General features: G+C 43.5%; 27 protein-coding genes. 21 read left to right on the top strand and 6 right to left on the bottom strand.

All coding sequences use genetic code 11. The features are described from left to right. The first annotated feature begins 128 nt into the window (after positions 1-128). Both paeA and RTL34_RS06865 read left to right on the top strand, forming a co-directional pair. A complete protein-coding gene (gene paeA / locus RTL34_RS06870) occupies positions 129-1,451 on the top strand; it encodes a polyamine export protein PaeA (RefSeq protein ID WP_312115678.1) in 1,323 nt (440 codons plus the stop codon). Positions 1,452-1,588: 137 nt separating this feature from the next. Continuing rightward, on the top strand, positions 1,589-2,506 hold the full coding sequence (locus RTL34_RS06865) for a LysR family transcriptional regulator (protein ID WP_099808455.1): 918 nt from the start codon (positions 1,589-1,591) through the stop codon (positions 2,504-2,506). Between the two features lie 171 nt (positions 2,507-2,677). Here the strand turns inward: RTL34_RS06865 and RTL34_RS06860 are convergent, their stop codons facing one another. Continuing rightward, positions 2,678-3,241: a DUF2382 domain-containing protein gene (locus tag RTL34_RS06860; RefSeq protein WP_099808651.1), complete on the bottom strand. Its 564-nt coding sequence runs from the start codon at positions 3,239-3,241 to the stop codon at positions 2,678-2,680. 172 nt (positions 3,242-3,413) lie between these two features. Continuing rightward, complete coding sequence (locus RTL34_RS06855; protein WP_050324662.1) at positions 3,414-4,247, bottom strand: DUF2382 domain-containing protein; 834 nt, start codon at positions 4,245-4,247, stop codon at positions 3,414-3,416. A gap of 496 nt (positions 4,248-4,743) precedes the next feature. Here RTL34_RS06855 and RTL34_RS06850 point away from each other — a divergent pair, with 496 nt between their 5' ends. After that, positions 4,744-5,385, top strand: coding sequence for a DUF1294 domain-containing protein (locus tag RTL34_RS06850; protein ID WP_312115674.1), 642 nt, complete (start codon positions 4,744-4,746; stop codon positions 5,383-5,385). A gap of 65 nt (positions 5,386-5,450) precedes the next feature. On the opposite strand, the gene RTL34_RS06845 is transcribed toward RTL34_RS06850, so the two are convergent. The 3 genes from RTL34_RS06845 to RTL34_RS06835 all read right to left on the bottom strand — a co-directional run bounded on the left by RTL34_RS06845 (position 5,451) and on the right by RTL34_RS06835 (position 9,200). Then, positions 5,451-6,629, bottom strand: a complete 1,179-nt coding sequence (locus RTL34_RS06845) for a thiolase family protein (protein WP_312115672.1) — start codon at positions 6,627-6,629, stop codon at positions 5,451-5,453. A gap of 214 nt (positions 6,630-6,843) precedes the next feature. Then, entirely contained in the window at positions 6,844-8,181 is a 1,338-nt protein-coding gene (locus RTL34_RS06840) for a homoserine dehydrogenase (RefSeq protein WP_099808453.1), read from the bottom strand. A gap of 176 nt (positions 8,182-8,357) precedes the next feature. Continuing rightward, positions 8,358-9,200, bottom strand: a complete 843-nt coding sequence (locus RTL34_RS06835; RefSeq protein ID WP_312115669.1) for a DsbC family protein — start codon at positions 9,198-9,200, stop codon at positions 8,358-8,360. 416 nt (positions 9,201-9,616) lie between these two features. On the opposite strand from RTL34_RS06835, the gene RTL34_RS06830 reads away from it, so the two are divergent. Next, positions 9,617-10,534 carry a DUF808 domain-containing protein gene (locus RTL34_RS06830; protein WP_312115667.1) on the top strand — a complete coding sequence of 306 codons (918 nt, stop codon included), beginning with the start codon at positions 9,617-9,619 and terminating at the stop codon, positions 10,532-10,534. A gap of 144 nt (positions 10,535-10,678) precedes the next feature. Here RTL34_RS06830 and RTL34_RS06825 read toward each other — a convergent pair whose 3' ends face one another. Next, complete coding sequence (locus RTL34_RS06825; protein ID WP_312115665.1) at positions 10,679-14,467, bottom strand: Rne/Rng family ribonuclease; 3,789 nt, start codon at positions 14,465-14,467, stop codon at positions 10,679-10,681. A gap of 834 nt (positions 14,468-15,301) precedes the next feature. On the opposite strand from RTL34_RS06825, the gene RTL34_RS06820 reads away from it, so the two are divergent. The 17 genes from RTL34_RS06820 to rplE all read left to right on the top strand — a co-directional run bounded on the left by RTL34_RS06820 (position 15,302) and on the right by rplE (position 25,439). Further along, the gene (locus RTL34_RS06820; protein WP_409455447.1) at positions 15,302-16,384 is read left to right on the top strand and encodes an RluA family pseudouridine synthase; all 1,083 of its coding nucleotides are present in this window, start codon (positions 15,302-15,304) and stop codon (positions 16,382-16,384) included. Then, positions 16,377-17,024, top strand: coding sequence for an HAD family hydrolase (locus RTL34_RS06815; RefSeq protein ID WP_312115663.1), 648 nt, complete (start codon positions 16,377-16,379; stop codon positions 17,022-17,024). Before RTL34_RS06820 ends, RTL34_RS06815 begins: the two co-directional genes overlap by 8 nt. Positions 17,025-17,094: 70 nt before the next feature. Continuing rightward, positions 17,095-18,660 carry an Rne/Rng family ribonuclease gene (locus RTL34_RS06810; RefSeq protein ID WP_312115660.1) on the top strand — a complete coding sequence of 522 codons (1,566 nt, stop codon included), beginning with the start codon at positions 17,095-17,097 and terminating at the stop codon, positions 18,658-18,660. Between the two features lie 334 nt (positions 18,661-18,994). Next, entirely contained in the window at positions 18,995-19,306 is a 312-nt protein-coding gene (gene rpsJ / locus RTL34_RS06805) for a 30S ribosomal protein S10 (protein ID WP_007115544.1), read from the top strand. 54 nt (positions 19,307-19,360) lie between these two features. Further along, complete coding sequence (rplC, locus tag RTL34_RS06800; protein ID WP_007115545.1) at positions 19,361-19,999, top strand: 50S ribosomal protein L3; 639 nt, start codon at positions 19,361-19,363, stop codon at positions 19,997-19,999. A gap of 14 nt (positions 20,000-20,013) precedes the next feature. Beyond that, complete coding sequence (gene rplD / locus RTL34_RS06795; RefSeq protein ID WP_007115546.1) at positions 20,014-20,616, top strand: 50S ribosomal protein L4; 603 nt, start codon at positions 20,014-20,016, stop codon at positions 20,614-20,616. Further along, positions 20,613-20,936 (top strand): 50S ribosomal protein L23, encoded by a 324-nt coding sequence (gene rplW, locus RTL34_RS06790; RefSeq protein ID WP_007115547.1) that lies wholly within the window; start codon positions 20,613-20,615, stop codon positions 20,934-20,936. The genes rplD and rplW overlap by 4 nt, the downstream gene beginning before the upstream one ends. A gap of 10 nt (positions 20,937-20,946) precedes the next feature. Beyond that, positions 20,947-21,777 (top strand): 50S ribosomal protein L2, encoded by an 831-nt coding sequence (rplB, locus tag RTL34_RS06785; protein ID WP_007115548.1) that lies wholly within the window; start codon positions 20,947-20,949, stop codon positions 21,775-21,777. Positions 21,778-21,788: 11 nt separating this feature from the next. Further along, complete coding sequence (gene rpsS, locus RTL34_RS06780; RefSeq protein WP_007115549.1) at positions 21,789-22,064, top strand: 30S ribosomal protein S19; 276 nt, start codon at positions 21,789-21,791, stop codon at positions 22,062-22,064. Positions 22,065-22,074: 10 nt separating this feature from the next. Beyond that, the gene (gene rplV / locus RTL34_RS06775; protein WP_007115550.1) at positions 22,075-22,404 is read left to right on the top strand and encodes a 50S ribosomal protein L22; all 330 of its coding nucleotides are present in this window, start codon (positions 22,075-22,077) and stop codon (positions 22,402-22,404) included. Between the two features lies 1 nt (position 22,405). Beyond that, complete coding sequence (gene rpsC, locus RTL34_RS06770) at positions 22,406-23,158, top strand: 30S ribosomal protein S3 (RefSeq protein WP_007115551.1); 753 nt, start codon at positions 22,406-22,408, stop codon at positions 23,156-23,158. Between the two features lie 5 nt (positions 23,159-23,163). Then, on the top strand, positions 23,164-23,577 hold the full coding sequence (rplP, locus tag RTL34_RS06765; RefSeq protein ID WP_007115552.1) for a 50S ribosomal protein L16: 414 nt from the start codon (positions 23,164-23,166) through the stop codon (positions 23,575-23,577). Beyond that, complete coding sequence (rpmC, locus tag RTL34_RS06760) at positions 23,577-23,783, top strand: 50S ribosomal protein L29 (protein WP_007115553.1); 207 nt, start codon at positions 23,577-23,579, stop codon at positions 23,781-23,783. Before rplP ends, rpmC begins: the two co-directional genes overlap by 1 nt. 2 nt (positions 23,784-23,785) lie before the next feature. Then, entirely contained in the window at positions 23,786-24,070 is a 285-nt protein-coding gene (rpsQ, locus tag RTL34_RS06755) for a 30S ribosomal protein S17 (RefSeq protein WP_007115554.1), read from the top strand. A gap of 116 nt (positions 24,071-24,186) precedes the next feature. Beyond that, the gene (gene rplN / locus RTL34_RS06750; protein WP_007115555.1) at positions 24,187-24,555 is read left to right on the top strand and encodes a 50S ribosomal protein L14; all 369 of its coding nucleotides are present in this window, start codon (positions 24,187-24,189) and stop codon (positions 24,553-24,555) included. A 7-nt stretch (positions 24,556-24,562) separates the two neighbouring features. After that, positions 24,563-24,880 (top strand): 50S ribosomal protein L24, encoded by a 318-nt coding sequence (rplX, locus tag RTL34_RS06745; RefSeq protein WP_248107135.1) that lies wholly within the window; start codon positions 24,563-24,565, stop codon positions 24,878-24,880. Between the two features lie 19 nt (positions 24,881-24,899). After that, a complete protein-coding gene (rplE, locus tag RTL34_RS06740) occupies positions 24,900-25,439 on the top strand; it encodes a 50S ribosomal protein L5 (RefSeq protein WP_007115557.1) in 540 nt (179 codons plus the stop codon). The last annotated feature ends 8 nt before the right edge of the window (positions 25,440-25,447 follow it).

Raw genomic sequence — 25,447 nt, 5'->3', positions numbered from 1 at the left:
GGTTTTTTTACGCGGCCAGTTTTCTTCACCCATGTTTTTTACTAATATTGCTTTACTATAAAGTCTAAGAAATTTTTTACCAAATCTGTTATGTTGTCTAGATAAAAATAGATAAATATAGGTGTATTGTGAGTTTATTCCAAAATCTACTAATTATTTGTATATTAGTGTTGATTTCCAGTTTTTTCTCCATCTCCGAAATTGCCTTGGCAGGTGCTAGACGCATCAAGCTAAAGTTGTTGGCAGAATCGGGTGACAATCGCGCCAATAAAATTTTACATTTACAAGAAAATTCTGCCGAATTTTTTGCTACCTCACAAATAGGGCTAAATGCCGTGGCAATTTTGGGCGGTATTGTCGGTGAGTCTGCGCTTCGTCCCTACTTTATTGACCTTATTTCGCCATTTTATCAAGGTAAAATGCTTGATAATATCGGTTTTATGATGTCATTTTTGCTAGTCACTTTGTTGTTTATTTTGTTTGCCGATTTAATTCCTAAACGCATTGGCATGATTAACCCAGAACGCGTGGCGTTAGCGGTGATTGAGCCTGTCTTGTTGTCAATCAAAGTATTTAAGCCGCTGGCATGGATTATCAACGGGCTGGCAAATCTGATTTTTAGAATTTTCAAAATCAACATGGTAAGAGAAGAAAATATCACCTTTGATGATGTTTCTGCTGTGGTGGATGCAGGAGCGCAAGCGGGGGTATTGCTCAAGCAAGAACATCACTTTATCGAGAACGTTTTTGAGCTTGAAGAACGTAATGTGCCCTCTAGCATGACCACCCGTGAGGATGTGGTGTATTTCACCCTTGGCGAGTCTGAGCAAAGTATCCGCCAAAAAATCGCCAGTTACCCGTATTCAAAATTTTTGGTATGTAAAGATCATATTGATGAAGTGATTGGGTATGTCGATACCAAAGATATTTTGGTAAAACTTCTTAGTAACCAGTCGCAGATTTTGCTCAATGAAACTACGATCCGTAATGTATTAATCATCCCCGATACATTAACCTTATCCGAGCTGTTAGACCGTTTTCGCTCCAGTAAAGAAAAATTTGCTGTGGTGATGAACGAGTATGCGCTTATTGTCGGTGTCATTACGCTATCTGATATCATGATGACAGTGATGGGGGATTGGGTCGCACCGATTGAAGATGAGCAGCAGATTATCCAGCGTGATGAATTCTCATGGCTGATTGAAGGTACCACACCGATTGAAAATGTCAAACATGCGCTCGGTATCGAAGATTTTCCCGATTGGGACAATTATGAAACTTTAGCAGGTTTTATGATGTATAAACTGCGCAAAATTCCTCGCCCTGCGGATTTTGTTGAATATCAAGGTTATAAATTTGAAGTAGTCGATATTGATCATCATAAAATTGACCAATTACTCGTTACCCGTTATATCAAAGATGAAGAAAACCAAATTATCAGCGATAGTTAGTCAAGGTGACTGGGTAATACTGCCGCTTTGACATTGAAACTGATTAACTTTTTTCACGTTTCTTGTTAAAGTAGTTCATGGTTTCACCAAATCGTGAACTTTTTTCTTTTGGGCTTGGCAAATGGTAAAATTATTTTATGCTTGAAATCCGCCACCTTCAATTATTGACCGCACTACGTGAGCAAGGCTCGCTTGCTGCCGCGGCTGAGGACTTGTATGTCACGGCATCAGCAGTCTCCCATCAGCTCAAAGAAATCGAAAATTATTATGGTGTTAGCCTCGTCAATCGCCGCTCAAGACCACTAAGCTTTACCCCGGCGGGCAAAGAAGTACTCAAGCTTGCCGACAGTGTGCTACCGCAATTTAATCGTACCACCGCCAACCTTAAAAGACTGGGTCGTGGTCAAACGGGACAATTACGTTTGGCCTCGGAATGTCATAGCTGTTTTGATTGGTTGATGCCTATTCTTAATCGTTATCGCAGGGAATGGCAAGACGTTGAGCTGGACTTTAGCTCAGGCTTTGAACCTGAGCCCCACCAAATGCTACTCGATGAAGAAATTGATGTGCTTATCACAGCCAGTCGCTTACCCTTGGAGGGAATCAGCTATCTGCCGTTATTCCAATATGAAAGTCGGTTGGTGTTGTCACCGACGCACCCATTAGTCGATAAAAAATCGCCGATTTTGCCAGAAGATTTGATTGATGAAACGCTTATCGTCTATCCTGTGGAAGCCAAGCGGCTCGATATCATCGCGCATTTTTTTGCGCCTGCAGGACTTGCGCCCAAGAAACTAAGAACCACAGAATTGACCGCCATGTTAATTCAGCTAGTTGCGAGCGAACGAGGGGTTGCCTCATTACCGAATTGGGTGGTCAATGAATACGAAAAAAAAGGCTGGGTAATATCAAGGGCATTGGGGGAAGGTGTGTTTTGCCAGCTTTATGCGGCGACCCGTACCACAAGTAAAGAGGTGGCTTATATTCAAGGGTTTTTAGATTTACTGCCAGAGATTACCCATAAACCGATATTACCAGCCCATCATCGAGCCTAATCGATTAAACCTAACCGATTAAAAATGCTGGGTGTGACATTTTGACCTTACTTTTATGTTGATGTATGCCACACCCAAATTACATACTAACACGCGCCATCAAAAGACAAGCCAACAAAAGACACACCAACAGAAGCTAAGGCGAGCTCATCCAAACAAAGTAGAAAGGAATTACTTTGAAACTAGGTTAACCTCTTCAGGGGCGATATGCGTTGTCGCTAATACCGTAGGCTCATCGTATTCAACTTTTTCAGTGACCAATTCTTCATGACGCAATGTCACGGGAATTTGCGTTTCATGACTGACATTTTGGGTCATTAACTGTACTTTTTCCGCCACAATGGTTTCAATATTCACTTTCGCTGTTTGTTGAAGTAGAGGAATCTCAATCGGGGTATCGCCTAAAGTAATCGCTTGCCCATTCACCATCAACTGTGGCACATTGACGTTATTAGTAACCACGCTAACTAAATTATCTTGAGAGGTGCTAGGCTGGGCAAATACATGTTCAATCACCAAAACTTCTTGATTGAGTGTTACAGGAACGTTAACCGTTTGGCTGATGATTTTTTTTGATAATTTAATATTGTCTTTGATAAATCGCTCAATTTGCACTTGGGGGCGTTCAGCCAATAACTCTAAAGTGTTAGTGGTATCTTCACGAAGATCGACGGTTTTAACAATGTTATCATGAGTATGGGTATCATTAGTGTTTAGTTCGGTAGTATTTGTCATCGGTTTTTTCATAAAGTGTTTTCCATTGCAAAGTTATTGTTCCAAAATCCTGTAATAATATATAACAACCACAAAAAAGGCAGATGAAATCATCTGCCTTTTTCAAGCCAATGGCAACACCGTTGGCAGAAGTTAAACTTTATAGTAATCAATTATCTAATGATATTAATTATTAAAGTTTACGGGGCGCATTTGGATCAATTGCAGGTGATACATTACCATCGACGGTATCAACACCTGTTACACGCTCAACGCCATCTTTTTGTACATCTAACTCTTCACGGCGAACGGTTTCATTAAAGGTCTCAGTGCGAGTTTGTGCCACTTTATCTACGTTAACTTCTTCAGTGACATAAGTTTGTTTGTTGACATTTGCACGTTCTGCTTCAAGTTCAACCTCAATAGTAGCATTGTCATTATCACCAATGCTGCGGTCAGTAGGTCTGTTAACTGGCGTACGCTGAATATGCGCTTGTTCTTCAGTTAACTCAACATTGACAGTGCGGGGCTCAGACACAACATGTTTACCAACTTTTAATAAACCCGCTACGATTTTGTCTTTATTGACTGAAATGCGTTCTTCAAGTAACTGTAATGTATTAGGTGATTGGTAATCGTTATCAGTAAGCTTAACAGGTGTGGCCGCACGGTCAAATACGTGACGGTCACGAACCGTTTGTTCTTCAATACTGTAGTTGTAGTCAGGATCGTAGCTATCCATTGTTTCAACAGTATCTCGGCTGAGCGAATCAAAGTATACATTGTCGTCTTGAATACGAGCTAGACCCGCTGGTACTAAAACTTCTTTCGAGCTAAACCAGCCACCTACATCTACAATGAAGTAGCGAATGCGGCCTGTGCTCTCATCAACTAAAGCACCTTGAATACTACCCACTTTGTCGCCATTGGCGCCATAAGCGGTTTTACCAGTTGGATCAAAATAATCGTTACCTAAAAGGTCAACGTGGGTGTCTTGGATATCGCGTAAACGTATTAAACTTGCCATGGAAAAATCTCCTTTAGATATCTTATTGTTTATTTTTTATTAAGGTAGTTAAGTTAAAAACTAAATAAATATAAGATAATTTTTTATAGTTAAATGAAAGTTGTTATAATAAAATTTTTAAAATTCAACAAATTAGATGTTTCACAGCTACTTGGTTGTTGAAACAGATACTTGATTGTTGAAATCGCCGATGAGAAAAACGATGAAAAATGCCATACGCTTAATCGTTCGACTTGCAAACAAGATTACTGAAAAAAGCTCCCATTAAGTAGTAGGATTTGATAAATTTTTGTTTAGAGGGTGTAATTGGCAGTTGTCTTAAGTAACTTTTGCAACCAAGCGTAAAAAAAATTGGCTTTTAGCAATAAATTAAAAACATAGAAAAAAGTCGGGTAGAGTACTTAGCGCGAAACACCATTGCCCGCCCAATAAGGCGTTATAAAAGATAAGTAATAAAAAATAATGAGTTATCAACATATATATTAGGTGATTTTCAATGACAAAATATCAGGGAAAAATAATCCGCTGGAAAGATGACAAAGGCTTTGGATTTATTGAGCAAACCGATAACAATTGGCAAGACCAAGCTATTTTTTTTCATATCAGCGAATACCGAGCGAACCAACGCCCTGTGCTTAATGAAGCGGTAGTTTTTGAAATAGGGCAAGGTAGAGATGGCAAACCCTGTGCTATCAACGTGCAGCAACAGACGTTTGTCAGACAAAAAATTGCCCAGCAACATGCCCGCCAAGTTCGTCAAGCTCAAAATGACCTTAAAAATCAAACATTACTCACGTGGGTGGCTATTGGGGTGCTGTTTTTTGTGTTACTGACCGCTGTTGTACTGGTTAAGCACTTACCCTTATGGATTATTGGTTGGTATTTTGCAATAAGTTTGGCGACCTATCTGCTGTACGCGCATGACAAAAAAGCTGCCAAAAATGGTGATTGGCGTGTGCAAGAAGCGTCACTTCATAAATTGGCTTTTGCTGGGGGCTGGGTAGGGGCGGCGTTTGCCCATTGGTTATTACGCCATAAATCGACCAAGCCAGAATTTCGTAGGGCTTTTTACTTGACAGTCCTAGGGAATCTCTTAGCTTTGGCAATCATAAGTTATATCAACATGAAAATCAGATGATTGCTTGATTGATGCGCAAAAAAAATCCCTAATACAGATTAGGGATTTTTTTTAGCATGAGACAATTAGATTAATTCAATCGCTAAGGCAACCGCTTCACCGCCACCGATACATAGGCTAGCAATGCCTTTTTTACCGCCTGTGCGTTTGAGTGAGTTGATAAGTGTGACTACGATACGCGCACCCGATGCCCCCACGGGATGACCCAATGCACAAGCACCGCCTTCGATATTAACCTTAGCATGATCAAGGTCATTTTCTTGCATAGCAAGCATGGTTACCATAGCGAATGCTTCATTGATTTCCCAAAGATCAACGTCTTCTTTGCTCCAGCCAGCTTTTGCTAAAACTTTTTTCACACACTCGATGGGTGCGATAGTAAATTCGCTTGGGTGTTGTGAATGGGTGGCTTGGGCAACGATACGTGCAAGTGGTTTTAAGCCTTTTTCCTTGGCTTTGTCTTCTGACATCAATACAACGGCGGCTGCACCATCAGAGATTGAGCTTGAGTTAGCGGCAGTGACTGTACCATCTTTTGAGAACGCGGGTTTTAAGGTTGGGATTTTGTCTACATTGGCTTTACCGGGTTGTTCGTCCGTGTCAATGACTACATCGCCTTTACGAGTTTTGACAGTAACCGGAACGATTTCGTTTTTGAAGTGACCTTCATTGATGGCGGTGTTGGCGCGTTTTAGCGATTCGATAGCAAATGCATCCATCGCCTCACGTGTGATACCCCGTTTATCTGCCATTTCTTGCGCAAATGCACCCATTAACTTGCCGGTATCAGCATCTTTAAGACCATCTAAGAACATGGTGTCTTTGATCTCGCCATCTCCCATGCGATAACCACCACGTGCCTTTGGTAGCACATAAGGGGCGTTGGTCATTGATTCCATACCACCTGCTACCACGATATCAAACTCATCACTACGAATTGAGTTGGCACCTAGCATAATGGCTTTCATACCAGAACCACAAAGTTTGTTGACATTGATTGCGCCTGTGGCATCTGGGATACCTGCTTTACGCATCGCTTGACGCGCTGGGCTTTGACCTGCACCCGCGGTTAAAATACAACCCATGATAACTTCGTCAATCTCTTCTGGTTTTACGCCGGCACGGTTGACGGCTTCTTTAATGACGGTTGCACCAAGCTCTGGCATTGATACTTCGTTCAAATCACCTTGGAATCCACCCATTGGGGTGCGAACGCCATCTACGATTACGACTGAATTTTCCATATTAAATTTCCTTTGAGTTAGGGTTTCTGTTGTCACAAGCAAACTACGACCTAAATCACTAGGGTCTATAAACAGGGTTGTAAACGGCAACCATGCCAATCACAATAGATGTTTTAAGTTTTGCTAATGCGATACATTTCATATTATCATAGTTAAAATGTAAATTAAACTACTGAAAATACTGTAAAATATACCAGTCGAGTCTACCTAAATTTTACTGCATTAACTCATCCAACCGAATGCGCACCACCTTATCGGTCACGGTATCTAACGCTTCGATTTTAGCAATCGCTTCATTCATATTGCGCTCAACAACGGGGTCAACCATAATAATGACTGGCAAATCAGTGCTAGTATCATCATGCGCTGGCTGTTGCAAAATTGCATCAATACTAATTTTAGACTCACTTAAAATGCGGGTAACTTCTGCTAGTACACCCAAATCATCTTTGACTTGTAGGCGCAGATAGTAGCCTGTGATCATTTCATCGCTCGATAAAATACGTGTGTTATTGAGTGTCTCAGGCTGGAACGCCAAATGTGGCACCAAATTGGCAGTTGAATCATTGGTCTCTGCAAGGGCGCGTACCATGTCCACCACATCTGCCATCACGGCTGATGCAGTTGCCCCTGCGCCGGCACCCGAACCGTAATACAAGGTTTGTCCAACAGGCTCTGCGTCAACCATGATGGCATTTTTTACCCCATTCACATTGGCAAGTAACACCTGTTTTGGAATCAAAGTCGGATGTACACGTAATTCAATACCTTCTTCGCCACTGTCTAAAATACGACGTTTGGCAAACCCTAAATGCTTGATACGGTAGCCAAGCTCGTTGGCATAACGCACATCTTGCTTGGTGATTTTGGTAATGCCTTCACAGTAAACTTTGTCAAATTGTAGTGGGATACCAAACGCAATTGACGCAAGTAGCGTTAATTTATGCGCAGCATCAATCCCCTCGACGTCAAATGTCGGATCGGCTTCGGCATAACCCAGCGCTTGGGCTTCAGCGAGGACATCTGCAAAGTCCCGCTTTTTATCGCGCATTTCAGTCATGATAAAGTTGCCTGTACCATTGATGATACCTGCAAGCCAATCGATTTTGTTGGCAGCTAAGCCTTCACGTAAGATTTTGATAATCGGAATACCACCTGCAACCGCGGCTTCATACGCCACTTTGACGCCCTTGGCCTCCGCCTTGGCAAAAACCTCATTGCCATGTTCTGCTAGTAAGGCTTTGTTGGCAGTCACAATATGTTTGCCATGCTCGATTGCCGCTAAAATCACCTCTTTAGCCGTGGTGGTACCGCCCATTAATTCCACCACAATATCCACATCATCTTGCTGAACGATATCAAGCAAATCGGCAGATTGTTTGATGTCTGTTGGGATATCGGTACGGTTGCGACGCGTGCCTACGTGGGTAATTTTAATCTCACGTCCTGTGCGACGCGTCATTTCATCAAGGTTGTTTTGTAGTAGTTCAACCACCCCAGTACCCACAGTACCAAGCCCTAAAATCGCTAATTGAATAGGTCGATTATTCATAAAAAAAATTCTCAAATGTCAAAAATATAAAAATAAAAGTTTAAAAATTGGCTAGCTAAATATACCATGCTAACTTGTGATTGGTAAGGTATAAAATCCAATTGCCCAAAAAAATTAAAATAAAAAAACCAGCTAATGAGCACTAGCTGGTTTTTATCCCATCAGGGGTGATGAACTTATTTGAGGTTGAGCGCCTGTGCCAATTCAGCCGGTGGCAGATAACCGCCAAGTTGATGACCTTCTGTGTCAAACACGGCTGGGGTGCCATTGATACCCAAATTTGCGCCTAACTCATAAATTTTACGTACGGGGTTACTGCAAGTCGGTGCATTGATAGGCAGGCCCAATTTGGCATCGGTTAAAGCTTTTTTGCGGTCACTGCTGCACCAGATTTTTTCCATGATAGGCATGGTTTGTTCACTACGTGGCCAAGGTAGATAACGCACTTCGATACCCAGTGCATTTACCTCATCAATTTCACTGTGAAATTTACGGCAATAACCACAATCTGCATCAGTAAACACATAGATTGCTGCTTTCGTCTGCCCCTTGGCAGGGAAGATAATCATGTCTTTTTTATCAATGGTGGCAAGGCTGGCTTTCGCATCTTGCGCTTGCAAGTTCGCTGAGATATGCTCAGGTTTGGCACCACCGACTTTGATGATATCCCCTTGTACCACATATTGACCTGTCGCATCGGTAAAAAACGCCGGTAAACCTTCGGCTTTGACCCAATAGATGTTTGGCATACTGGTCGCTGTCACCGAGGTGATTTTGGCGGTGATACCTGATTTGGCTAAATTTGCCGCCAGCAGTTGCTGTAGCTGTGATTCATTTTTTGCCGCGGGGGCTGAGCTGTTAGTCGCTTCGTGTTTCTGAGTTTCAGAATTGACGGGTGTGCGCGATTGGGCATTATCACAACCTGCCAAACCAACAATGCCAGCCACGGTGATGACACTGGTAATTAAACGGGTAGCTAATGAGGTTTTAGAACGATAAGTTGCAAAACGAATGAGCATGAGAAAACCCACAGAACGTTAATATAGGTTTTTATTTTACCATATTGTTATGGCGTATGAGCGCTACCCCTGTCAACTTATTGTTAATAATCTATCAGGTCTACTAGGTCGGGGCTCACATTTTTGCCCGTTCCAATCTTTCTGCTCGTCTCAATCTTTCCGCTTGTTTCAATCTTTTGGTGCGCTAAAAGCAACCGGCTCAAAGCCAAGTTCTATTAATGGATTAAAAGGTTGTTTAACAAAGTTTGCTTAACTAGGTTTTTTAAAAAAATTCAGCGTTTAAGCAAATAACTTTTGATAAGTTGCAATACAATTTAAACATTGTGTTTGAATGACAAATTTGTAAACTAATAAATCGTCAGCTAGTTATAACTATTATTATTTTTTCATCTTTTACTATTTTTTAGGAATTTATCATGGCAATTGCTAGTTTGTTAACCTTACTCGACGATATTAGCGTCATCCTAGATGATGTATCGGTGATGACAAAAGTCGCTGCCAAAAAAACGGCGGGCGTGTTGGGCGATGATTTGGCACTTAACGCCAATCAAGTGTCAGGGGTAAAAGCCGATCGCGAGTTACCTGTGGTGTGGAGTGTCGCCAAAGGCTCCTTAGTCAATAAAGCGATTTTGGTGCCACTGGCTTTGATTATTAGTGCGATTTCGCAAGCCTTAGTGACCGGGTTATTGATGATTGGTGGTTTATATCTGTGTTATGAAGGGGCAGAAAAAGTGGTGCACAAATTTTGGCCCCACGCTGGCAGCAATGACCCCGAGCAAGCCGAACGGGTAGCAGCCAATGCCAATGAAAGCATAGATTTGGTGGCGCATGAAAAAGAGAAAATCAAAGGGGCAGTGCGGACGGACTTTATTTTATCGGCTGAAATCATTGTGATTTCCCTCGGTACCATTGCGGCAACGGTGCCTTTACTGGATAAGGCAGTAACACTGGTAGTAATTTCACTCATCATGACAGTGGGTGTGTATGGCTTTGTTGCCATGATTGTCAAGATAGATGATTTGGGGTTGCACTTACAACAAAAGTCGTCATCAGCGGCACAAAATATAGGTAAAGCCTTATTAGCCTTTGCGCCTATTTTGATGAAAGTGCTATCAATCGCCGGTACTTTGGCGATGTTCTTGGTGGGTGGTGGTATTTTGGCACATGGCGTTGGCGCATTACATCATGGAATTGAACATTTAGGTGACTTGTCAGGGGCGTTTTCAGGCTTAACCACTAACCTGTTAAATGCACTGGTTGGTTTGCTAGCAGGTTTAGTGGTAGTTGCGATCATGACAGTCATTTCAAAACTTCGTAATAAGCCTGCCCATTAAACGAGTCCGCCCATTCACTGTATCTAAAATTTGTATCTAAAATTTGTAGCTAAAATTTTTAGCTAAAATAAAAAAGCAGTTCATGTCGAACTGCTTTTTTTATTGCTATACAGGCACGCAAACAAGATTGATTTACTGATTAGGCTACGGCGTTACCGACTCATCGTGAGAGGGCGCTACGTCAGTTTGGGCGGTGGTCGTCGATTTTTTAGTGACAACCACGGCATTTTCCACCTTTTTACTGGTACGCGTTTTGGGTTTGGCTGCTGGTTTTTCGCTCGCCTTAGCTTTACGCGTACGGGTTTTCGGTGCTTTTGGGGTTGCCAAGGTCAGCATACCAACGGTTGCCGGTTTCATTTGTTCTGCCACACTTTCAATCATGTTCTTATAACTTACCGGTGTGGTTTTACGTTTTTGCGCCGCTGCTTCTGCGCTATCTTCTACGTCCGTTGCTTCAACACCTTCGCTGTCAGTATTAAAGGCTACTGCGGATTCATCAGCTGTTGGCACTAAGTCAACGTCCTGATTGGCTGTAGCGTCATCTGCTATTGTTGTCACAGAGACCGGCTCGGTTGGTCGGTTAGCGACTGGCGCATTGTGTGCTTGCAAGTAAGCTTCGACCAATTTACCTTGCCCAATCAAAGCATGACCTTGCTCGCCCAAACGCGCCACAATCCATGCGCCTACGCTACCTGCTTGATAGGACAGATGGTTTTGGTTAGGCGACGCTGATTGAGTTGAGGCTGCTTCTACTTGACCTTTGCCACTGTCAGTTTCATTCGAGATAGGCTCAGCAACTGACGGGTTTGAATCAGTCGGCGCTTGAGCGACAGCAGTATTAACCAAAGAACCGCGTGGGTCATTGATGGCGCGTTTAGTTACCGCTGGTAGTGCAGCGTCAGTTTTGCCTGCTTGGCGTTGGAACTGATTGGCTGGCAAAATGGCCGTATGATAATCATCCAAATTTTGCGCGGATAGACTGGCATAGCCATAATTTCTAAAGTACTGCCCAAAACGCTGTTGTTCAGCCACTACGATATTATCTTTTACTGTGGTAGTAGCAGCTTGATGATTAAAGGCATCGATGGCTTGGATAAAGCAGCTAACCACGCTGTCGGTTGCCATTTTTTCAGCGGCATTATCTAAGTACTGGTTAATAAACTGACTCACCGTACCTGAAATTTTTGTCACCGAAGTGCTCACTACAGAGGCAACTGGGCTAAATTGCGCTTGATAAGCCTTATAGACTTCGCGTGGGTCATTTTTGGCACGACCTTGGCTCGGTGTCACTGCCAGCTGTGCAGTTGCTGGCTCAGCTGATGGCTTAGATGGTGTGGATGCTTTAGCAAGCTCTGCTACCTCATCATTGGACACTGTAACGCTGCTAGGGTTAACTGGCGTCTGAGTTTCCTGTTCTGGTGTCGTGGGCTCGGGCATCGTAGCCGATGCTATTGGCTGAACCTCAGGTTTTGCAATTTCCCCTTTGCTGGCATCTAGCGAGAGGTGCGTTGTTTCAACCGCAGCTATAGGTTGCTGTTGTTCAGTTTTAAATACTTGAACTTGCACACTGTTGGGATCACGTTGTTTGGTGCCTTTCGGTTTGTCTGCTCTGGATTGGTTGTTTTTTCTACCATCGACAGGTGCAGCAGCGGTATCAGTCTCTGTTACATCATTGACTACAAACGCGTTGCTATCATCGTTCGCTAGTGTAGCACGACGTTCTTTGACCCCGCGGCTGTCACGGCGACTATTCGGCTCGCGTTTTGGCAGCTCACTAGTTTTGGCAGTTTTTGACGCATCATTTGACTTGTCTTTATTGCTGTCAGTGTCCTGTGATGAAGCTTCCGCCTCACTCGTTTCAGATTGATAACGGTTTGGTTTTTTAGCTTTTGGCTTGCGGTTACCACGTTTACGGCGCTCGGCATCTTTATCGCTTGATTCAGCCGTGGCTGAAGGTTGTTGAGACGCTTCTTGATAAGGATTGGCGCTGGTTTCACTGGTGTTTGCGCTCACCGCAGGGATACTTGCCGTCAATGCGGCGTGATTGATTTGACCTTGCACCCCCAAGCTTTGTGCGCCGGTATTGACGAGACTTTCAATCGCCGAAGCGGCATCTTGACCGCTAAAGTGTGGGGTGACTTGGGCTTGCTGGGTAGGAGCAAACAAGTTCGATAGCCAAGCGACTGCAGAAGTTACAGGGACAGTGGCAGTCGGCTGCACGGGTTGTGGCGCGGCAGCTTTGGGGGCAGTCGTATTGTTGGCAGTTTGCTGAGGTTTGTTGGATGGCGTTGCAGGGCTAGGCGTGGTGTTGGCGGCGTTGCTAGCATTGCTCCAGGCATTATGATTACCTGTCGGTGCTACACGGCTGACTTCATTGTCATCCGTGTGCCAGTTGCTAGTATCGTAGCCACGGTCTTTATATTCTTGTTGTTGGCTTTCGGCGACACGCTCATAGCTCGATGGCGCAAACCCGTCACTGTTATAAGTGATATTAAACTCGGGGGATTCAAGATGGGCATGCGGCAAGATAGTAATGCGCGTGCCACTTTCTTGCTCAAGACACACCAGCGTTTCACGTTTTTCGTTGAGTAAAAATGCCGCGATATCGGTTGGCACTTCTGCTTGCACCTCGCCATGACGTTCTTGTAGCGCGCGCTGTTCAATTTGACGCATGATTGACAAAGCAAGTGAACGCAAGTCACGAATCATACCGGTACCGTGACAACGAGGGCAGAGGTAGCCTGTCGCTTCTTCAAGTGACGGACGCAAGCGTTGACGACTCATTTCCAGTAGTCCAAAACGTGAAATTTCAGCGAATTGGATACGCGCGCGGTCGTTTTTGGTGGCTTCTTTGAGACGATTTTCCACTTGTTTTTGGTGGTCATCGGTTGCCATGTCAATAAAGTCAATAACAATCAAACCACCCATATCACGCAGTCGTAATTGACGGGCGATTTCATCTGCCGCTTCCAAATTGGTATTAAACGCCGTTTCTGAGACATCCGCGCCTTTGGTGGCTTTTGATGAGTTGATATCGATTGATACCAGGGCTTCAGTTTGGTCAATCACAATCGAACCGCCGCTTGGCAAACGTACTTCACGTTGGTAGGCGGTTTCGATTTGTTTTTCAATTCCAAAACGGGCAAACATCGGCTCATAGTCCGTGTATTTGCGCAGTTTATTCGCTTGCTGCGGCATCACCGCTTCAATAAAATTCGCCGCTTCATTATACGCGTATTCATTGTCGACCCAAATTTCCGCGATATCATCACGCAGGTAGTCGCGTACGGCACGGGTGACTACGCCCGCTTCTTGGTGCAACAGGCGAGGTGAGGGGAATTTTTGGCTTTGTTGTTGGATGCCTTTCCAAATGTTTAATAAATGGTCAAGGTCATGTTGTAGCTCATCCGTGGTTTTACCAATCCCTGCAGTACGAATGATAACGCTCATGCCTTTGGGTAGTCTTAGCTCACTTAACGCTTGCTTCATCTCATCGCGCAGCTTGCCAGAGATTTGGCGAGAGATACCGCCGCCACGTGCATTGTTGGGCATCAATACCAAATAACGACCCGCCAATGAAATCAAAGTAGATAACGCCGCGCCTTTATTACCGCGTTCTTCTTTTTCCACTTGCACGATGAGCTCATCGCCTTCTTTAATCAGTTGCTTGATGTTATTGGTAGAGCGAGGGTCACCTGCTAGATACTCTGGGGCGATTTCACGAATCGGTAAAAAACCTTGACGTTGTGAACCGTATTCCACAAATACCGCTTCAAGCGATGGCTCGACACGGGTCACATGGCCTTTATAAATATTGGCTTTTTTTTGCTCGCGGGTACGGTTTTCTAAATCGAAATCATATAAGTGATTGCCATTGCACAGGGCAACACGGATTTCTTCGGCGTGGGTAGCATTGATTAGGATGCGCTTCATGTGTTTTCTCCTAAACACACAAAACATACGAGCGTAGATAAATGTTGCTATCAAACATTTGATGAAACAACGTCAAACAGTCTTGACTAGACTCGCTGATAGCAAGCGTAAGTGGCTTGATAACAAGGTTTGTTGTTCACCAAAAATTGCATGATTAAGTTGGATTATTGCCATAGCGAGGTTGTAAGCCTGTTAGGTAAATACAGCCATCATGCTGGATTGGGGTTTTTTGCCCAAAACAATGTGTGTTTTAGGACAAATGAATGAACCCTTTTCCCTATTGGTCAAAAAGTGTTAGCGTTAGTTTTCGCTTTAAATGGCAAGCCTGATAAGTTAGGTTTTACAAAGGCGTGGGCAATTTAAAATGGTAAATCGTCCAAAACCGTAAACGTTTATCTCAAAATCGTAACTATTGAGTTCATTTACCTAGGCGCATAATACGCTAATCGTTACCAGCAGTTTTGTGGTTGTAAGGCACAAAACCCACCATTTATCTGTTATCTCTATATATCACTAATCTTTACAAACTATTTGAACATGTTTTCAAATGACAATTATCTTCGTTACTCGTATGTCGTGTGCTGATATTGATTAAAATCAGTCTTAAAATCTATAAATATTGGCAGTCAAGTGCGCCCTATCGTGAGTCATACCGCCATGAATAAATTTCGGCTGTATGGGCGACAGCAAAAGCGACAGTTTGATTATCCCGCATACACTACTTTGAAATGAAGCTTAACAGGGTTTAAGTCGAATTGATGGCGCGAATTCATAGCGGCACAGGCACTAAACTGCTAAACTATAGCAAATTTTTATGTAAACGGCTATCAAAATATGACAGAGCACGCGCAGTCTCCCAAACGTCCCGCCCATCCTAACAAAAAACGCGACACCCCATCGCAACAATCGGCTCATCAAACCCCAAAACGCATGCCTAGCAAACAACCGCAGTCTGCAGATGACGATATTTTAGATTTTGCTAAAGTCAATTACTTAACCGTCACGCGCCAGCAGCATGACCAACGTGTTGATAACTTTTTGTTGGGTCGTCTTAAAGGACTGCCGCGCTCACATGTCTATAACATGATTCGTTCTGACGAAATCCGTGTCAATGGCAAACGCTGTAAACCCCACGATAAACTGCAGCGTAATGACGTGGTGCGCATTGCACCCATCAAGCTTGCCACGCGTGAAAAACCCGTGATTAGTCCTGACTTTGCCCAGAGCTTGCTAGAGCGCATTGTGTATGAAGATGAGGGTTTAATCGTGCTCAATAAACCATCGGGTATGGCGGTGCATGGCGGCAGTGGCGAGAGTTTTGGCGTGATTGAAGCCATGCGAGAAGCAACGGGTAAAAAATACCTTGAGCTGGTACACCGCATTGACAAAGATACCTCTGGCTTGCTGATGATTGCCAAAAAACGCTCAACCCTTAAAACTTTACAAGAACATTTGCGAGAAAAAACCTTGCAAAAAACCTATCTGTGTTTGGTGGTAGGTTGGATAAGTAGCGAAACACAAACCATTGATAAACCGCTATTAAAATACACGTTGCCTGCCACACAAGAAGGCAAAAGCGGTGAACGCCGTGTCAAAGTAGATGTAAAATCCGAAGACAGTAAGCCAAGTCAAACCCAAATTAACGTGTTGCAAAAATTTGAGTTAAATGGTCAGAAAGTCAGCTTAATTGAAGCCAAACCGCTCACAGGGCGTACCCACCAAATTCGGGTGCATTTGGCGAGTATCGGGCATCCGCTGTTGGGTGATGATAAATATAATCCGAATGTGGCTAAAGGCGATAAAAGCGTGCGCCGCTTGTGCTTGCATGCTTATCAGCTCGAAATTCCGGAATATGAAACGATTACAGCCGAATTGCCAGTCGATATGCAAAATTTGCTAGAGAATCAACATGATTAACATGAAAAACAAATCGCTAATCATTTTCGATTGGGATGGCACGCTGATGGATTCGGTTGGCTTAATCGTCGATGCCATGCGCTATGCTGCTGAAAAGCACGGTTTAACCGTCACCGATGACGCCACCAAATCTATTATCGGCATTGCGTTAGTCGATGCGTTTCCAATTTTGTTTCCTAATGACAGCGATAAATATGATGAACTTTTAGCCACTTACTCTGAGTATTATGTCAAGCATTGCGACAATGACAAATTGTTTGATGGTGTCAAAGAATTGATTCAAGATTTACACGCACAAGGCAAAACCTTAGCCATTGCAACAGGGAAAAAACGTAAAGGTCTGGAGCGCGTGCTACCCAATTCTGGGATTCAAGCGTTTTTTACGTTCACCAAAACCGCTGACGAAACTGCAGGTAAGCCAAATCCCTTAATGCTTGAGCAAATCTTGGTAGAAACAAGCACAAGAATTGAAGACGCTGTTTTTATCGGTGATAGTATTCATGACATCCGTATGGCAAATGCAATACAGATGGATAGCATTGCTGTAAGTTACGGCTGTGAAAAAGCCGATGTTTTGGCAAAAGAACATCCAACCAAGCTTGTAACAACAATCAATGAACTAAAACAACAGCTAATTTAGTTTAGCTTTGTGCAGATAACTAACTTCGAGTAGAATAACGGCAACTAAAAATTTTAAAAAGCTGTTAATAATGACCGAAGAACTACTCATCAACATCAGCCCATCTGAGAGCCGAGTCGCGGTGCTCGAAGATGGGATACTGAACGAAATCTTTATCGAACGCCATAGCAAACTTGGCTCAGTGGGCAATATCTACCTTGGCACAGTGGTGCGCGTACTGCCAGGAATGCAGGCGGCGTTTATCGACATTGGGCAATCGCGCACCGCGTTTTTGCATGTCAATGATATGCAGACCCTGCGTCCTAAGCTTTCAGCCATTGAACCGTCCAAACCGCAAAACCCCGCGATTGACAACACCTTAGACCCTGACACCACTACGCTGGCGATGACCACAACCACCTATCAGCCACCGCCTAGCGAGTTGATAGAAAACCGCTTGTATGAAGGACAGCGTATCTTGGTGCAAGTGATTAAAGACCAATTAGGCAGTAAAGGGGCACGATTGACGACGGATGTGTCATTGCCTTCGCGTTATTTGGTGTACTTGCCGTATGGTGAACATATCGGCATCTCACAGCGGATTGATGGCGATGAGCGAGAGCGGTTAAAAACACAGCTTGGCGAGCTGATGCACCAAGTCAATCTGCAAGGCGGATTGATTGCCCGTACCGCTGCCGAAAATATCCCGCAATCCAAACTTGAAGAAGATATTTATTATCTACTGCAGCTTTGGCGGATGGTACAAGCCCGCCGTGAGCAAACGCCGACCCATCGTCGTTTTGAGCTGATTTATCAAGACTTGTCGCTACCTTTGCGCGCAATTCGAGATTTGATTGGTGAGCAGACTGAAAGGGTGACGGTCGATAACGCCCGAGTGTTTGACGCTATTCGTCACTTTGCCAAAGAATTTGTCCCACTGATTTATCCACGTATTCAATTGTATGATGGCGAGCAGGCGTTATTTGATGTTCACCGCGTTGAAGATGATTTAAAAGACGCGCTCAATCGCCGTGTTAATCTCAAATCAGGCGGTTATCTTATCATCGATCAAACCGAAGCCATGACCACCATTGATGTCAATACAGGCTCATTTGTCGGAGGGCGTTCTCTTGAAGATACGGTGTATAAAACCAATTTGGAGGCCACCCACGCTATCGCCCGTCAGCTGCGACTGCGTAATTTGGGCGGGATTATCATTCTTGACTTTATCGATATGCAAGAGCAACAACACCGCGATGAAGTGCTAGCAAGCCTGCAAGAACAGCTCAAACGTGACTATGCCAAAACCAACATCAGCGAAGTCTCAGCGCTTGGGCTCATCGAGATGACTCGCAAGCGCACGCGAGAGAGCCTACAACAACAGCTTTGTGAGCCGTGTCCAACCTGTGGCGGTAAAGGCTTTGTTAAAAGTGCCGAAACCGTGTGTCTGGAGATTTTCCGCGAATTGATGCGCTGCGCCAGAACCTATAATGCCCCTAAGAAATTTACCGTGGTCGCAAATAGCGGGGTGATTGATTTGCTTGAAACCATTGAAGCGGATACGGTGGCAGAGATGGAATATTTGCTGGGTCGTCCGATTAACTTGGAGAGTGATAACCGTTTTAATCAAGAACAATATGATATTTTGCTAGATTAGCCTATTGCTTTTACCCAAAAAATCGGTATAATACAGCCCACTTAACTTATTGCAGGGCGACGAAGATGATTCGTCAATTCATAAAAGAATAAGCCCTTTAATACAGTCGCTCCATTGTTTGCGACACGAAATTAAAGAATACAGTTTCACCGACTATTAATAATGCTATCTATGTATTGCAAGTTAATGGTTTGAGTGGGACTGAAATTTTTTTATTTTCAAAAAGTGCCTGTTAAAAACAGGTAAAAAATGCAAGTTAGGTGTTTACTCAATAACAGCTTAACACCCAACGCAAATTAACCCATATCAAACTTTATATTAGGAGCTTACTGGCATGGCTAACCAGAAAATCCGTATCAGACTTAAATCTTTTGACCATCGTCTGATTGACCAATCAGCTCAAGAGATTGTTGATACCGCAAAACGCACAGGTGCACAAGTTCGTGGTCCAGTACCGCTACCAACTCGCATTGAACGCTTTAACATCTTAACCTCACCACACGTGAACAAAGATGCCCGTGACCAATACGAAATCCGCACATTTAAACGTATGGTAGATATCGTTCAGCCTACTGACAAAACAGTCGATGCACTGATGAAGTTAGATTTGGCGGCGGGTGTTGATGTACAAATCGCATTAGGCTAACCCCTTAGGGTAACACCTATATTGAATAACAGTAAAAATTAAGAGGTTAACAACATGGCGATCGGTTTAGTCGGAAAAAAATGCGGCATGACTCGTATCTTCACAGAAGCAGGTGTTTCAATTCCTGTAACTGTTGTTGAAGTTACTGCCAACCGTATCTCTCAAATCAAAACACAAGACACAGACGGCTACCAAGCTATCCAAGTAACAACTGGTGAACGTCGTGATTCTCGTGTTAATGCAGCTCAAAAAGGTCACTTTGCAAAAGCTGGCGTTGCTGCAGGTCGTGGCACTTGGGAATTTCGCGTCGAAGACAGCGAACTTGAAGGCCGCGAAGCAGGTAGTGAAATCGCTGCTGACTTGTTCCAAGTAGGTCAAATCGTTGACGTAATTGGTACCAGCAAAGGTAAAGGTTTCCAAGGTGGTATCAAACGCCACAACTTCCGTTCACAAGATTGGACACATGGTAACTCAGTATCTCACCGCGTTGTGGGTTCTACAGGTCAAAACCAAACTCCAGGTCGTGTATTTAAAGGCAAAAAAATGCCAGGTCAAATGGGTAACAAACGTGTGACCGTACAAGGCTTAGAAGTGATTTCAGTTGATGCTGAAAAAGGTATCCTAGTTATCAAGGGTGCAATTCCTGGTGCCAACGGTGGCGACGTTATCGTACGTCCATCAGTTAAAGCTTAATCAAGGGGATTAACGTGAATCTAAATACAGTAACAGGTTCGGCGGTTGAGCTATCAGACGTAGCATTTGGTCGTGAATTCAACGAAGCACTTGTACACCAAGTAGTTACCGCTTATTTAGCGGGTGGTCGTCAAGGTAGCCGTGCTCAAAAAACGCGTGGTGAAGTATCTGGCGGTGGTAAAAAACCATGGCGTCAAAAAGGTACTGGCCGTGCACGTGCAGGTTCCATCCGTAGCCCAATTTGGGTCGGTGGTGGTCGCGCATTTGCAGCCAAACCACAAGATTGGTCACAAAAAGTGAACCGTAAAATGTACCGTGGTGCCATGCAATGCATTCTTGCTGAATTGATTCGTCAAGACCGTTTAGTATTGGTTGATGACATCAGCATCTCAGCACCAAAAACTAAAGAGCTTATCGCTAAACTTAAAGACTTAAATGCCCCTAAAGCATTAATCGTTACCAATGAAGTTGACGAAAATCTTTACTTAGCTGCTCGCAATATTCCATACGTCAGCGTACTAGGTAGCACTGAAGTTGATCCAGTTAGCCTAATTGCGTTTGACAAAGTCATCATGTCTGTCGCAGCCGCCAAAGAAATTGAGGGAGTGTTAGCATGAATAACGCAAGACTATATCAGGTACTAAAAGCACCTGTATTTTCAGAAAAATCTCAAATCTTGGGCGATACTTTAGGTGTGCAAGTGTTCAAAGTTGACACCAACGCGACAAAAAAAGAGATTAAAAAAGCCGTAGAATTAATGTTTGAAGGTGTTGAAGTAGTTAAAGTTAACACTTTAAATGTTAAAGGTAAGACAAAGCGATTTGGTCGCACGGTAGGTCGTCGTCAAGACTTCAAAAAAGCCTATGTGACCTTAAAAGCTGGTCAAGATGTTCAAGTAGCCGACGTAGCAGAACAACCTGCTGCTGACAACGAATAAGGATTACACAATGCCTATCGTAAAAGCCAAACCGACATCACCAGGTCGCCGATTTGTCGAGAAAGTGGTGCATCCACACCTTCATAAAGGTCGTCCTTATGCAGCATTAGTAGAGTCAAAAGGCAAAACTGGTGGTCGTAACAACAACGGTCGCATCACTACCCGTCATATCGGTGGTGGTCATAAACAGCATTACCGTGTTGTTGACTTCAAACGTAACAAAGACAACATCCCTGCTGTTGTAGAGCGTATTGAGTACGATCCAAACCGTACTGCACACATTGCATTACTTAAATATGCAGACGGTGAGCGTCGTTACATCATCGCACCAAAAAAATTGCAACAAGGCGATACCGTTATTTCTGGTGAAACTGCACCAATTCGCCCAGGTAACTGCTTGCCACTACGTAGCATTCCAGTGGGTACAGTGATTCACAATATCGAACTTAAAATCGGTAAAGGTGCACAAATCGCTCGTTCAGCAGGTGCTGCGGTTCAATTATTGGGTCGTGATGGTATCTATGCAATCGTTCGTTTACGTTCAGGCGAAACTCGTCGTATCCACGTAAATTGTCGTGCGGTTATCGGTGAAGTATCAAACACTGAAAATAACCTTAAATCATTGGGTAAAGCAGGTGCCAACCGCTGGCGTGGCGTTCGTCCTACCGTTCGTGGTACTGCAATGAACCCAGTTGACCATCCACACGGTGGTGGTGAAGGTCGTAACTTCGGTAAACACCCAACCAGCCCATGGGGTCAAAAGGCTAAAGGCCTTAAAACACGTTCTAACAAACGTACTGACCACATGATTATCCGCCGTCGTCGCGTCAATAAGAAATAAGGAATAATTTCATGCCTCGTTCATTGAAAAAAGGTCCATTCATCGATGCGCACTTGTTTGCCAAAGTTGAGAATGCGTTAGAAACTAACTCACGCAAACCAATCAAAACTTGGTCACGTCGCTCAATGATTTTGCCACAAATGGTCGGCTTAACTATTTCTGTTCATAACGGTCGTACACACGTACCTGTTATCGTAAACGAGCAAATGGTTGGTCATAAACTTGGTGAATTCGCCCCAACCCGTACATATCGTGGTCACGGCGTTGACAAGAAATCTAAGAAATAAGGTGCTCATCATGGAAGTAACTGCAAAATTACGCGGTGCCGCCATTTCGGCACAAAAAGTACGCTTAGTTGCTGACGAAGTTCGCGGCAAATCAATCGAGCGTGCATTAGATATCTTAACCTTTAGCAACAAAAAAGCCGCTAAATTGGTTAAAAAATGCTTAGAATCTGCGATTGCTAACGCTGAGCATAACAATGGTTTAGACATCGATACATTGCGTGTTTCTACCATTTATGTGGATGAAGGTATTACGTTAAAACGTGTTTTACCACGTGCCAAAGGTCGTGCTGACCGTATTAGCAAACGTACTTGCCACATCACAGTTAAGGTAGGAGCATAATATGGGACAGAAAGTTCATCCAATCGGCATCCGTCTTGGCGTAATCCGTAAATCAAACGCTAATTGGTATGCAGATCCAAAAAAATACTCTGAATACTTAATCAACGACTTACAAGTTCGTAAATATTTAGAGAAAAAGCTTAAAGCAGCGATGATCAGCGGTATTAGCATCGAACGTCCTACGGGCGCAGCTAAAATCACTATCGCCACGGCACGTCCTGGTATCATCATTGGTAAAAAAGGCGAAGATATTGAAAGCCTACAAAAAGAACTTACCAAATTAATGGGCGTACCAGCACAAGTTAGCATTGAAGAAATCACCCAACCAGACTTAGACGCACGTCTAGTGGCTGATGGTATTGCTTCACAACTTGAACGTCGTGTGATGTTCCGCCGTGCTATGAAACGTGCTGTTCAAAACAGTATGAAAGCTGGCGCACAAGGTATCAAAGTTGAGCTATCAGGTCGTCTTGGCGGCGCTGAGATTGCTCGCTCAGAGTGGTATCGTGAAGGTCGTGTACCATTGCATACATTACGTGCTGACATTGACTACTCAAATGTACGCGCAGAAACCACTTACGGTACTATCGGTGTAAAAGTTTGGATTTTCCGTGGAGAAGTGCTTGATGGCATGAACCGTGTATATAATCCAGTCAAAGAAGAAAAACAAGCACGTGCACCTCAAAAACGTCGTGCTCGTAATGATCGTAGCGACCGCCCACGTAGTGAGCGCCCAGCTAAAGACAGAGGTTAATCGATATGTTACAACCAAAACGTACCAAGTTTCGTAAAGTACAAAAAGGACGTAATACGGGGTTAGCTCACCGTGGTAGTAGCGTATCTTTTGGTACAATCGGACTTAAATCAGTAGAACGTGGTCGCATGACTGCACGTCAAATCGAAGCTGCTCGTCGTACAATTTCACGTCGTATCAAGCGCGGTGGTAAAATTTGGATTCGTGTATTCCCAGACAAACCAATTACCGAAAAACCACTAGAAGTTCGTATGGGTAAAGGTAAAGGTCCAGTAGAATACTGGGTATGCGAAATCAAACCAGGCAAAATGCTTTATGAAATCGAAGGGGTTTCTGACGAGCTAGCAACTGAAGCGTTCACGCTTGCAGCTGCCAAGTTGCCTTTCAAAACCACCATTGTTAAACGGACGATAATGTAATGAAGATCAGTGAACTTAAAGACAAATCAGTCGAAGAGCTGACCCAATTACTAGACGAAAAACAGTTAGAAACATTTCGTCTTCGTATGGCAAAAGCCACTGGTCAGTTAGGCAACACCCATGAGATTAAAGCAAATCGTCGTACGATTGCTCAAATCAAGACTCTTATCTCTGAAAAACAGAACACCGAAAACCAAGGGGCTTAATCATGAGTGAGCAAAATACCAACCAAGCTAACGCTACTGAACAAAGTACAGTCACTGGTAAAGTTGTCAGTGACAAAATGGATAAAACCATTACTGTACTTGTTGAGCGTCGTATTCGTCATGCCAAATATGGCAAAATGATTCGCCGTTCTACCAAACTACATGCTCATGACGAAAATAATGAGTGTGGCGTTGGTGATACAGTTCGTATCAAATCAACACGTCCACTATCAAAAACCAAATCTTGGGTGTTAGTAGACGTCGTAGAAAAAGCAGTTAATATTTAATTTAACTTAAATAGATAGTTATAATTGCAAAGCAAGTCAGTAACTGCTACAATACGCCACCTTAAAAATGGCTTATTGTGGCAAAGACTTGTTTTGCCAATTTATGGAGTAACGCGATGATTCAGACTGAAACAATGCTGGAAGTTGCAGACAACAGTGGTGCAAAACGAGTTATGTGCATTAAAGTGCTAGGTGGCTCACATCGTCGTTATGCATCAGTAGGCGACATCATTAAAGTGACTGTGAAAGAAGCAATTCCACGCGGTCGTGTCAAGAAAGGTGATGTAATGAACGCGGTAGTCGTACGCACGAAGTTTGGTGTACGTCGTCCTGACGGTTCAGTACTACGTTTTGATGATAATGCAGCTGTGTTGTTGAACAACAATAAAGCACCAATTGCAACACGTATTTTTGGACCAGTAACCCGCGAACTACGTGGCGAACAATTTATGAAAATTGTTTCATTAGCCCCAGAAGTATTGTGAGGAAAACATGGCAAAATTACGTAAAGGCGACCAAGTGATTGTAATTGCTGGCAAAGATAAAGGCAAGCAAGGTACAATACTAGCAGTAAAAGAAGACCGTGTAAAAGTTGAAGGCATCAACATCGTTAAAAAACACCAAAAGCCAAACCAACAGACTGGCGTTGAAGGTGGTATTATCGAGAAAGAAGCATTTTTACACATTTCAAATGTTGCAATTTATAATGCAGCAACCCAAAAGGCAGACCGTATTTCTTACCAAGTGAACGACGAAGGCAAAAAACAACGCGTTTATCGTTCATCTGGTGAAGTTGTGGCGACTGCATAACCATCTAAGGGTATCAGTAATGGCAAGACTTAAAACACAATATAACGAACAGCTTAAGCAAAAAATTCAGCAAGAGCTTGGTTTAGCCAACGTTATGGAAATCCCTAAAATCACCAAAATCACCCTAAACATGGGTGTGGGTGATGCGGCGCAAGACAAAAAAGTTCTTGAAGGCGCATTAGCGGATATGACGGCAATTGCCGGTCAAAAACCTGTAGTAACCAAAGCTCGCAAATCAGTTGCAGGCTTTAAAATCCGTGAAGAATGGCCAATCGGCTGTAAAGTAACGTTACGTGGCGAACAGATGTACGAATTTTTAGATCGTTTAATCTCAATCGCTATTCCACGTATCCGTGACTTCCGCGGGTTTACAGATAAAGCATTTGATGGCCGTGGTAACTATTCACTAGGTATCAAAGAGCAAATCGTTTTCCCTGAAGTTGACTTTGACAAAATCGACCGTATTCGTGGTTTAGACATTACTATTACGACTACCGCAAAAACTGATGATCAAGGTCGTGCATTGCTTAAAGCATTCGGCTTCCCATTCAAGGGCTAACAGCAAGG

It is taken from the genome of Moraxella sp. CTOTU47915, assembly GCF_031986685.1.
Classification (GTDB): Bacteria; Pseudomonadota; Gammaproteobacteria; order Pseudomonadales; family Moraxellaceae; genus Faucicola; species Faucicola tetraodonis.
The sequence above is the reverse complement of the archived record's forward strand: the minus strand, read 5'-3'. Positions and strand labels throughout refer to the sequence as shown.

What these genes read in the sequence shown, in the direction of transcription:
- RTL34_RS06865 (WP_099808455.1), top strand. Translation starts at nt 1,589, where the DNA reads ATGCTTGAAATCCGCCACCTTCAATTATTGACCGCACTACGTGAGCAA.
- RTL34_RS06860 (WP_099808651.1), bottom strand. Translation starts at nt 3,241, where the DNA reads ATGACAAATACTACCGAACTAAACACTAATGATACCCATACTCATGAT.
- RTL34_RS06855 (WP_050324662.1), bottom strand. Translation starts at nt 4,247, where the DNA reads ATGGCAAGTTTAATACGTTTACGCGATATCCAAGACACCCACGTTGAC.
- RTL34_RS06850 (WP_312115674.1), top strand. Translation starts at nt 4,744, where the DNA reads ATGACAAAATATCAGGGAAAAATAATCCGCTGGAAAGATGACAAAGGC.
- RTL34_RS06845 (WP_312115672.1), bottom strand. Translation starts at nt 6,629, where the DNA reads ATGGAAAATTCAGTCGTAATCGTAGATGGCGTTCGCACCCCAATGGGT.
- RTL34_RS06840 (WP_099808453.1), bottom strand. Translation starts at nt 8,181, where the DNA reads ATGAATAATCGACCTATTCAATTAGCGATTTTAGGGCTTGGTACTGTG.
- RTL34_RS06835 (WP_312115669.1), bottom strand. Translation starts at nt 9,200, where the DNA reads ATGCTCATTCGTTTTGCAACTTATCGTTCTAAAACCTCATTAGCTACC.
- RTL34_RS06830 (WP_312115667.1), top strand. Translation starts at nt 9,617, where the DNA reads ATGGCAATTGCTAGTTTGTTAACCTTACTCGACGATATTAGCGTCATC.
- RTL34_RS06825 (WP_312115665.1), bottom strand. Translation starts at nt 14,467, where the DNA reads ATGAAGCGCATCCTAATCAATGCTACCCACGCCGAAGAAATCCGTGTT.
- RTL34_RS06820 (WP_409455447.1), top strand. Translation starts at nt 15,302, where the DNA reads ATGACAGAGCACGCGCAGTCTCCCAAACGTCCCGCCCATCCTAACAAA.
- RTL34_RS06815 (WP_312115663.1), top strand. Translation starts at nt 16,377, where the DNA reads ATGATTAACATGAAAAACAAATCGCTAATCATTTTCGATTGGGATGGC.
- RTL34_RS06810 (WP_312115660.1), top strand. Translation starts at nt 17,095, where the DNA reads ATGACCGAAGAACTACTCATCAACATCAGCCCATCTGAGAGCCGAGTC.
- rpsJ (WP_007115544.1), top strand. Translation starts at nt 18,995, where the DNA reads ATGGCTAACCAGAAAATCCGTATCAGACTTAAATCTTTTGACCATCGT.
- rplC (WP_007115545.1), top strand. Translation starts at nt 19,361, where the DNA reads ATGGCGATCGGTTTAGTCGGAAAAAAATGCGGCATGACTCGTATCTTC.
- rplW (WP_007115547.1), top strand. Translation starts at nt 20,613, where the DNA reads ATGAATAACGCAAGACTATATCAGGTACTAAAAGCACCTGTATTTTCA.
- rplB (WP_007115548.1), top strand. Translation starts at nt 20,947, where the DNA reads ATGCCTATCGTAAAAGCCAAACCGACATCACCAGGTCGCCGATTTGTC.
- rpsS (WP_007115549.1), top strand. Translation starts at nt 21,789, where the DNA reads ATGCCTCGTTCATTGAAAAAAGGTCCATTCATCGATGCGCACTTGTTT.
- rplV (WP_007115550.1), top strand. Translation starts at nt 22,075, where the DNA reads ATGGAAGTAACTGCAAAATTACGCGGTGCCGCCATTTCGGCACAAAAA.
- rpsC (WP_007115551.1), top strand. Translation starts at nt 22,406, where the DNA reads ATGGGACAGAAAGTTCATCCAATCGGCATCCGTCTTGGCGTAATCCGT.
- rplP (WP_007115552.1), top strand. Translation starts at nt 23,164, where the DNA reads ATGTTACAACCAAAACGTACCAAGTTTCGTAAAGTACAAAAAGGACGT.
- rpmC (WP_007115553.1), top strand. Translation starts at nt 23,577, where the DNA reads ATGAAGATCAGTGAACTTAAAGACAAATCAGTCGAAGAGCTGACCCAA.
- rpsQ (WP_007115554.1), top strand. Translation starts at nt 23,786, where the DNA reads ATGAGTGAGCAAAATACCAACCAAGCTAACGCTACTGAACAAAGTACA.
- rplN (WP_007115555.1), top strand. Translation starts at nt 24,187, where the DNA reads ATGATTCAGACTGAAACAATGCTGGAAGTTGCAGACAACAGTGGTGCA.
- rplX (WP_248107135.1), top strand. Translation starts at nt 24,563, where the DNA reads ATGGCAAAATTACGTAAAGGCGACCAAGTGATTGTAATTGCTGGCAAA.
- rplE (WP_007115557.1), top strand. Translation starts at nt 24,900, where the DNA reads ATGGCAAGACTTAAAACACAATATAACGAACAGCTTAAGCAAAAAATT.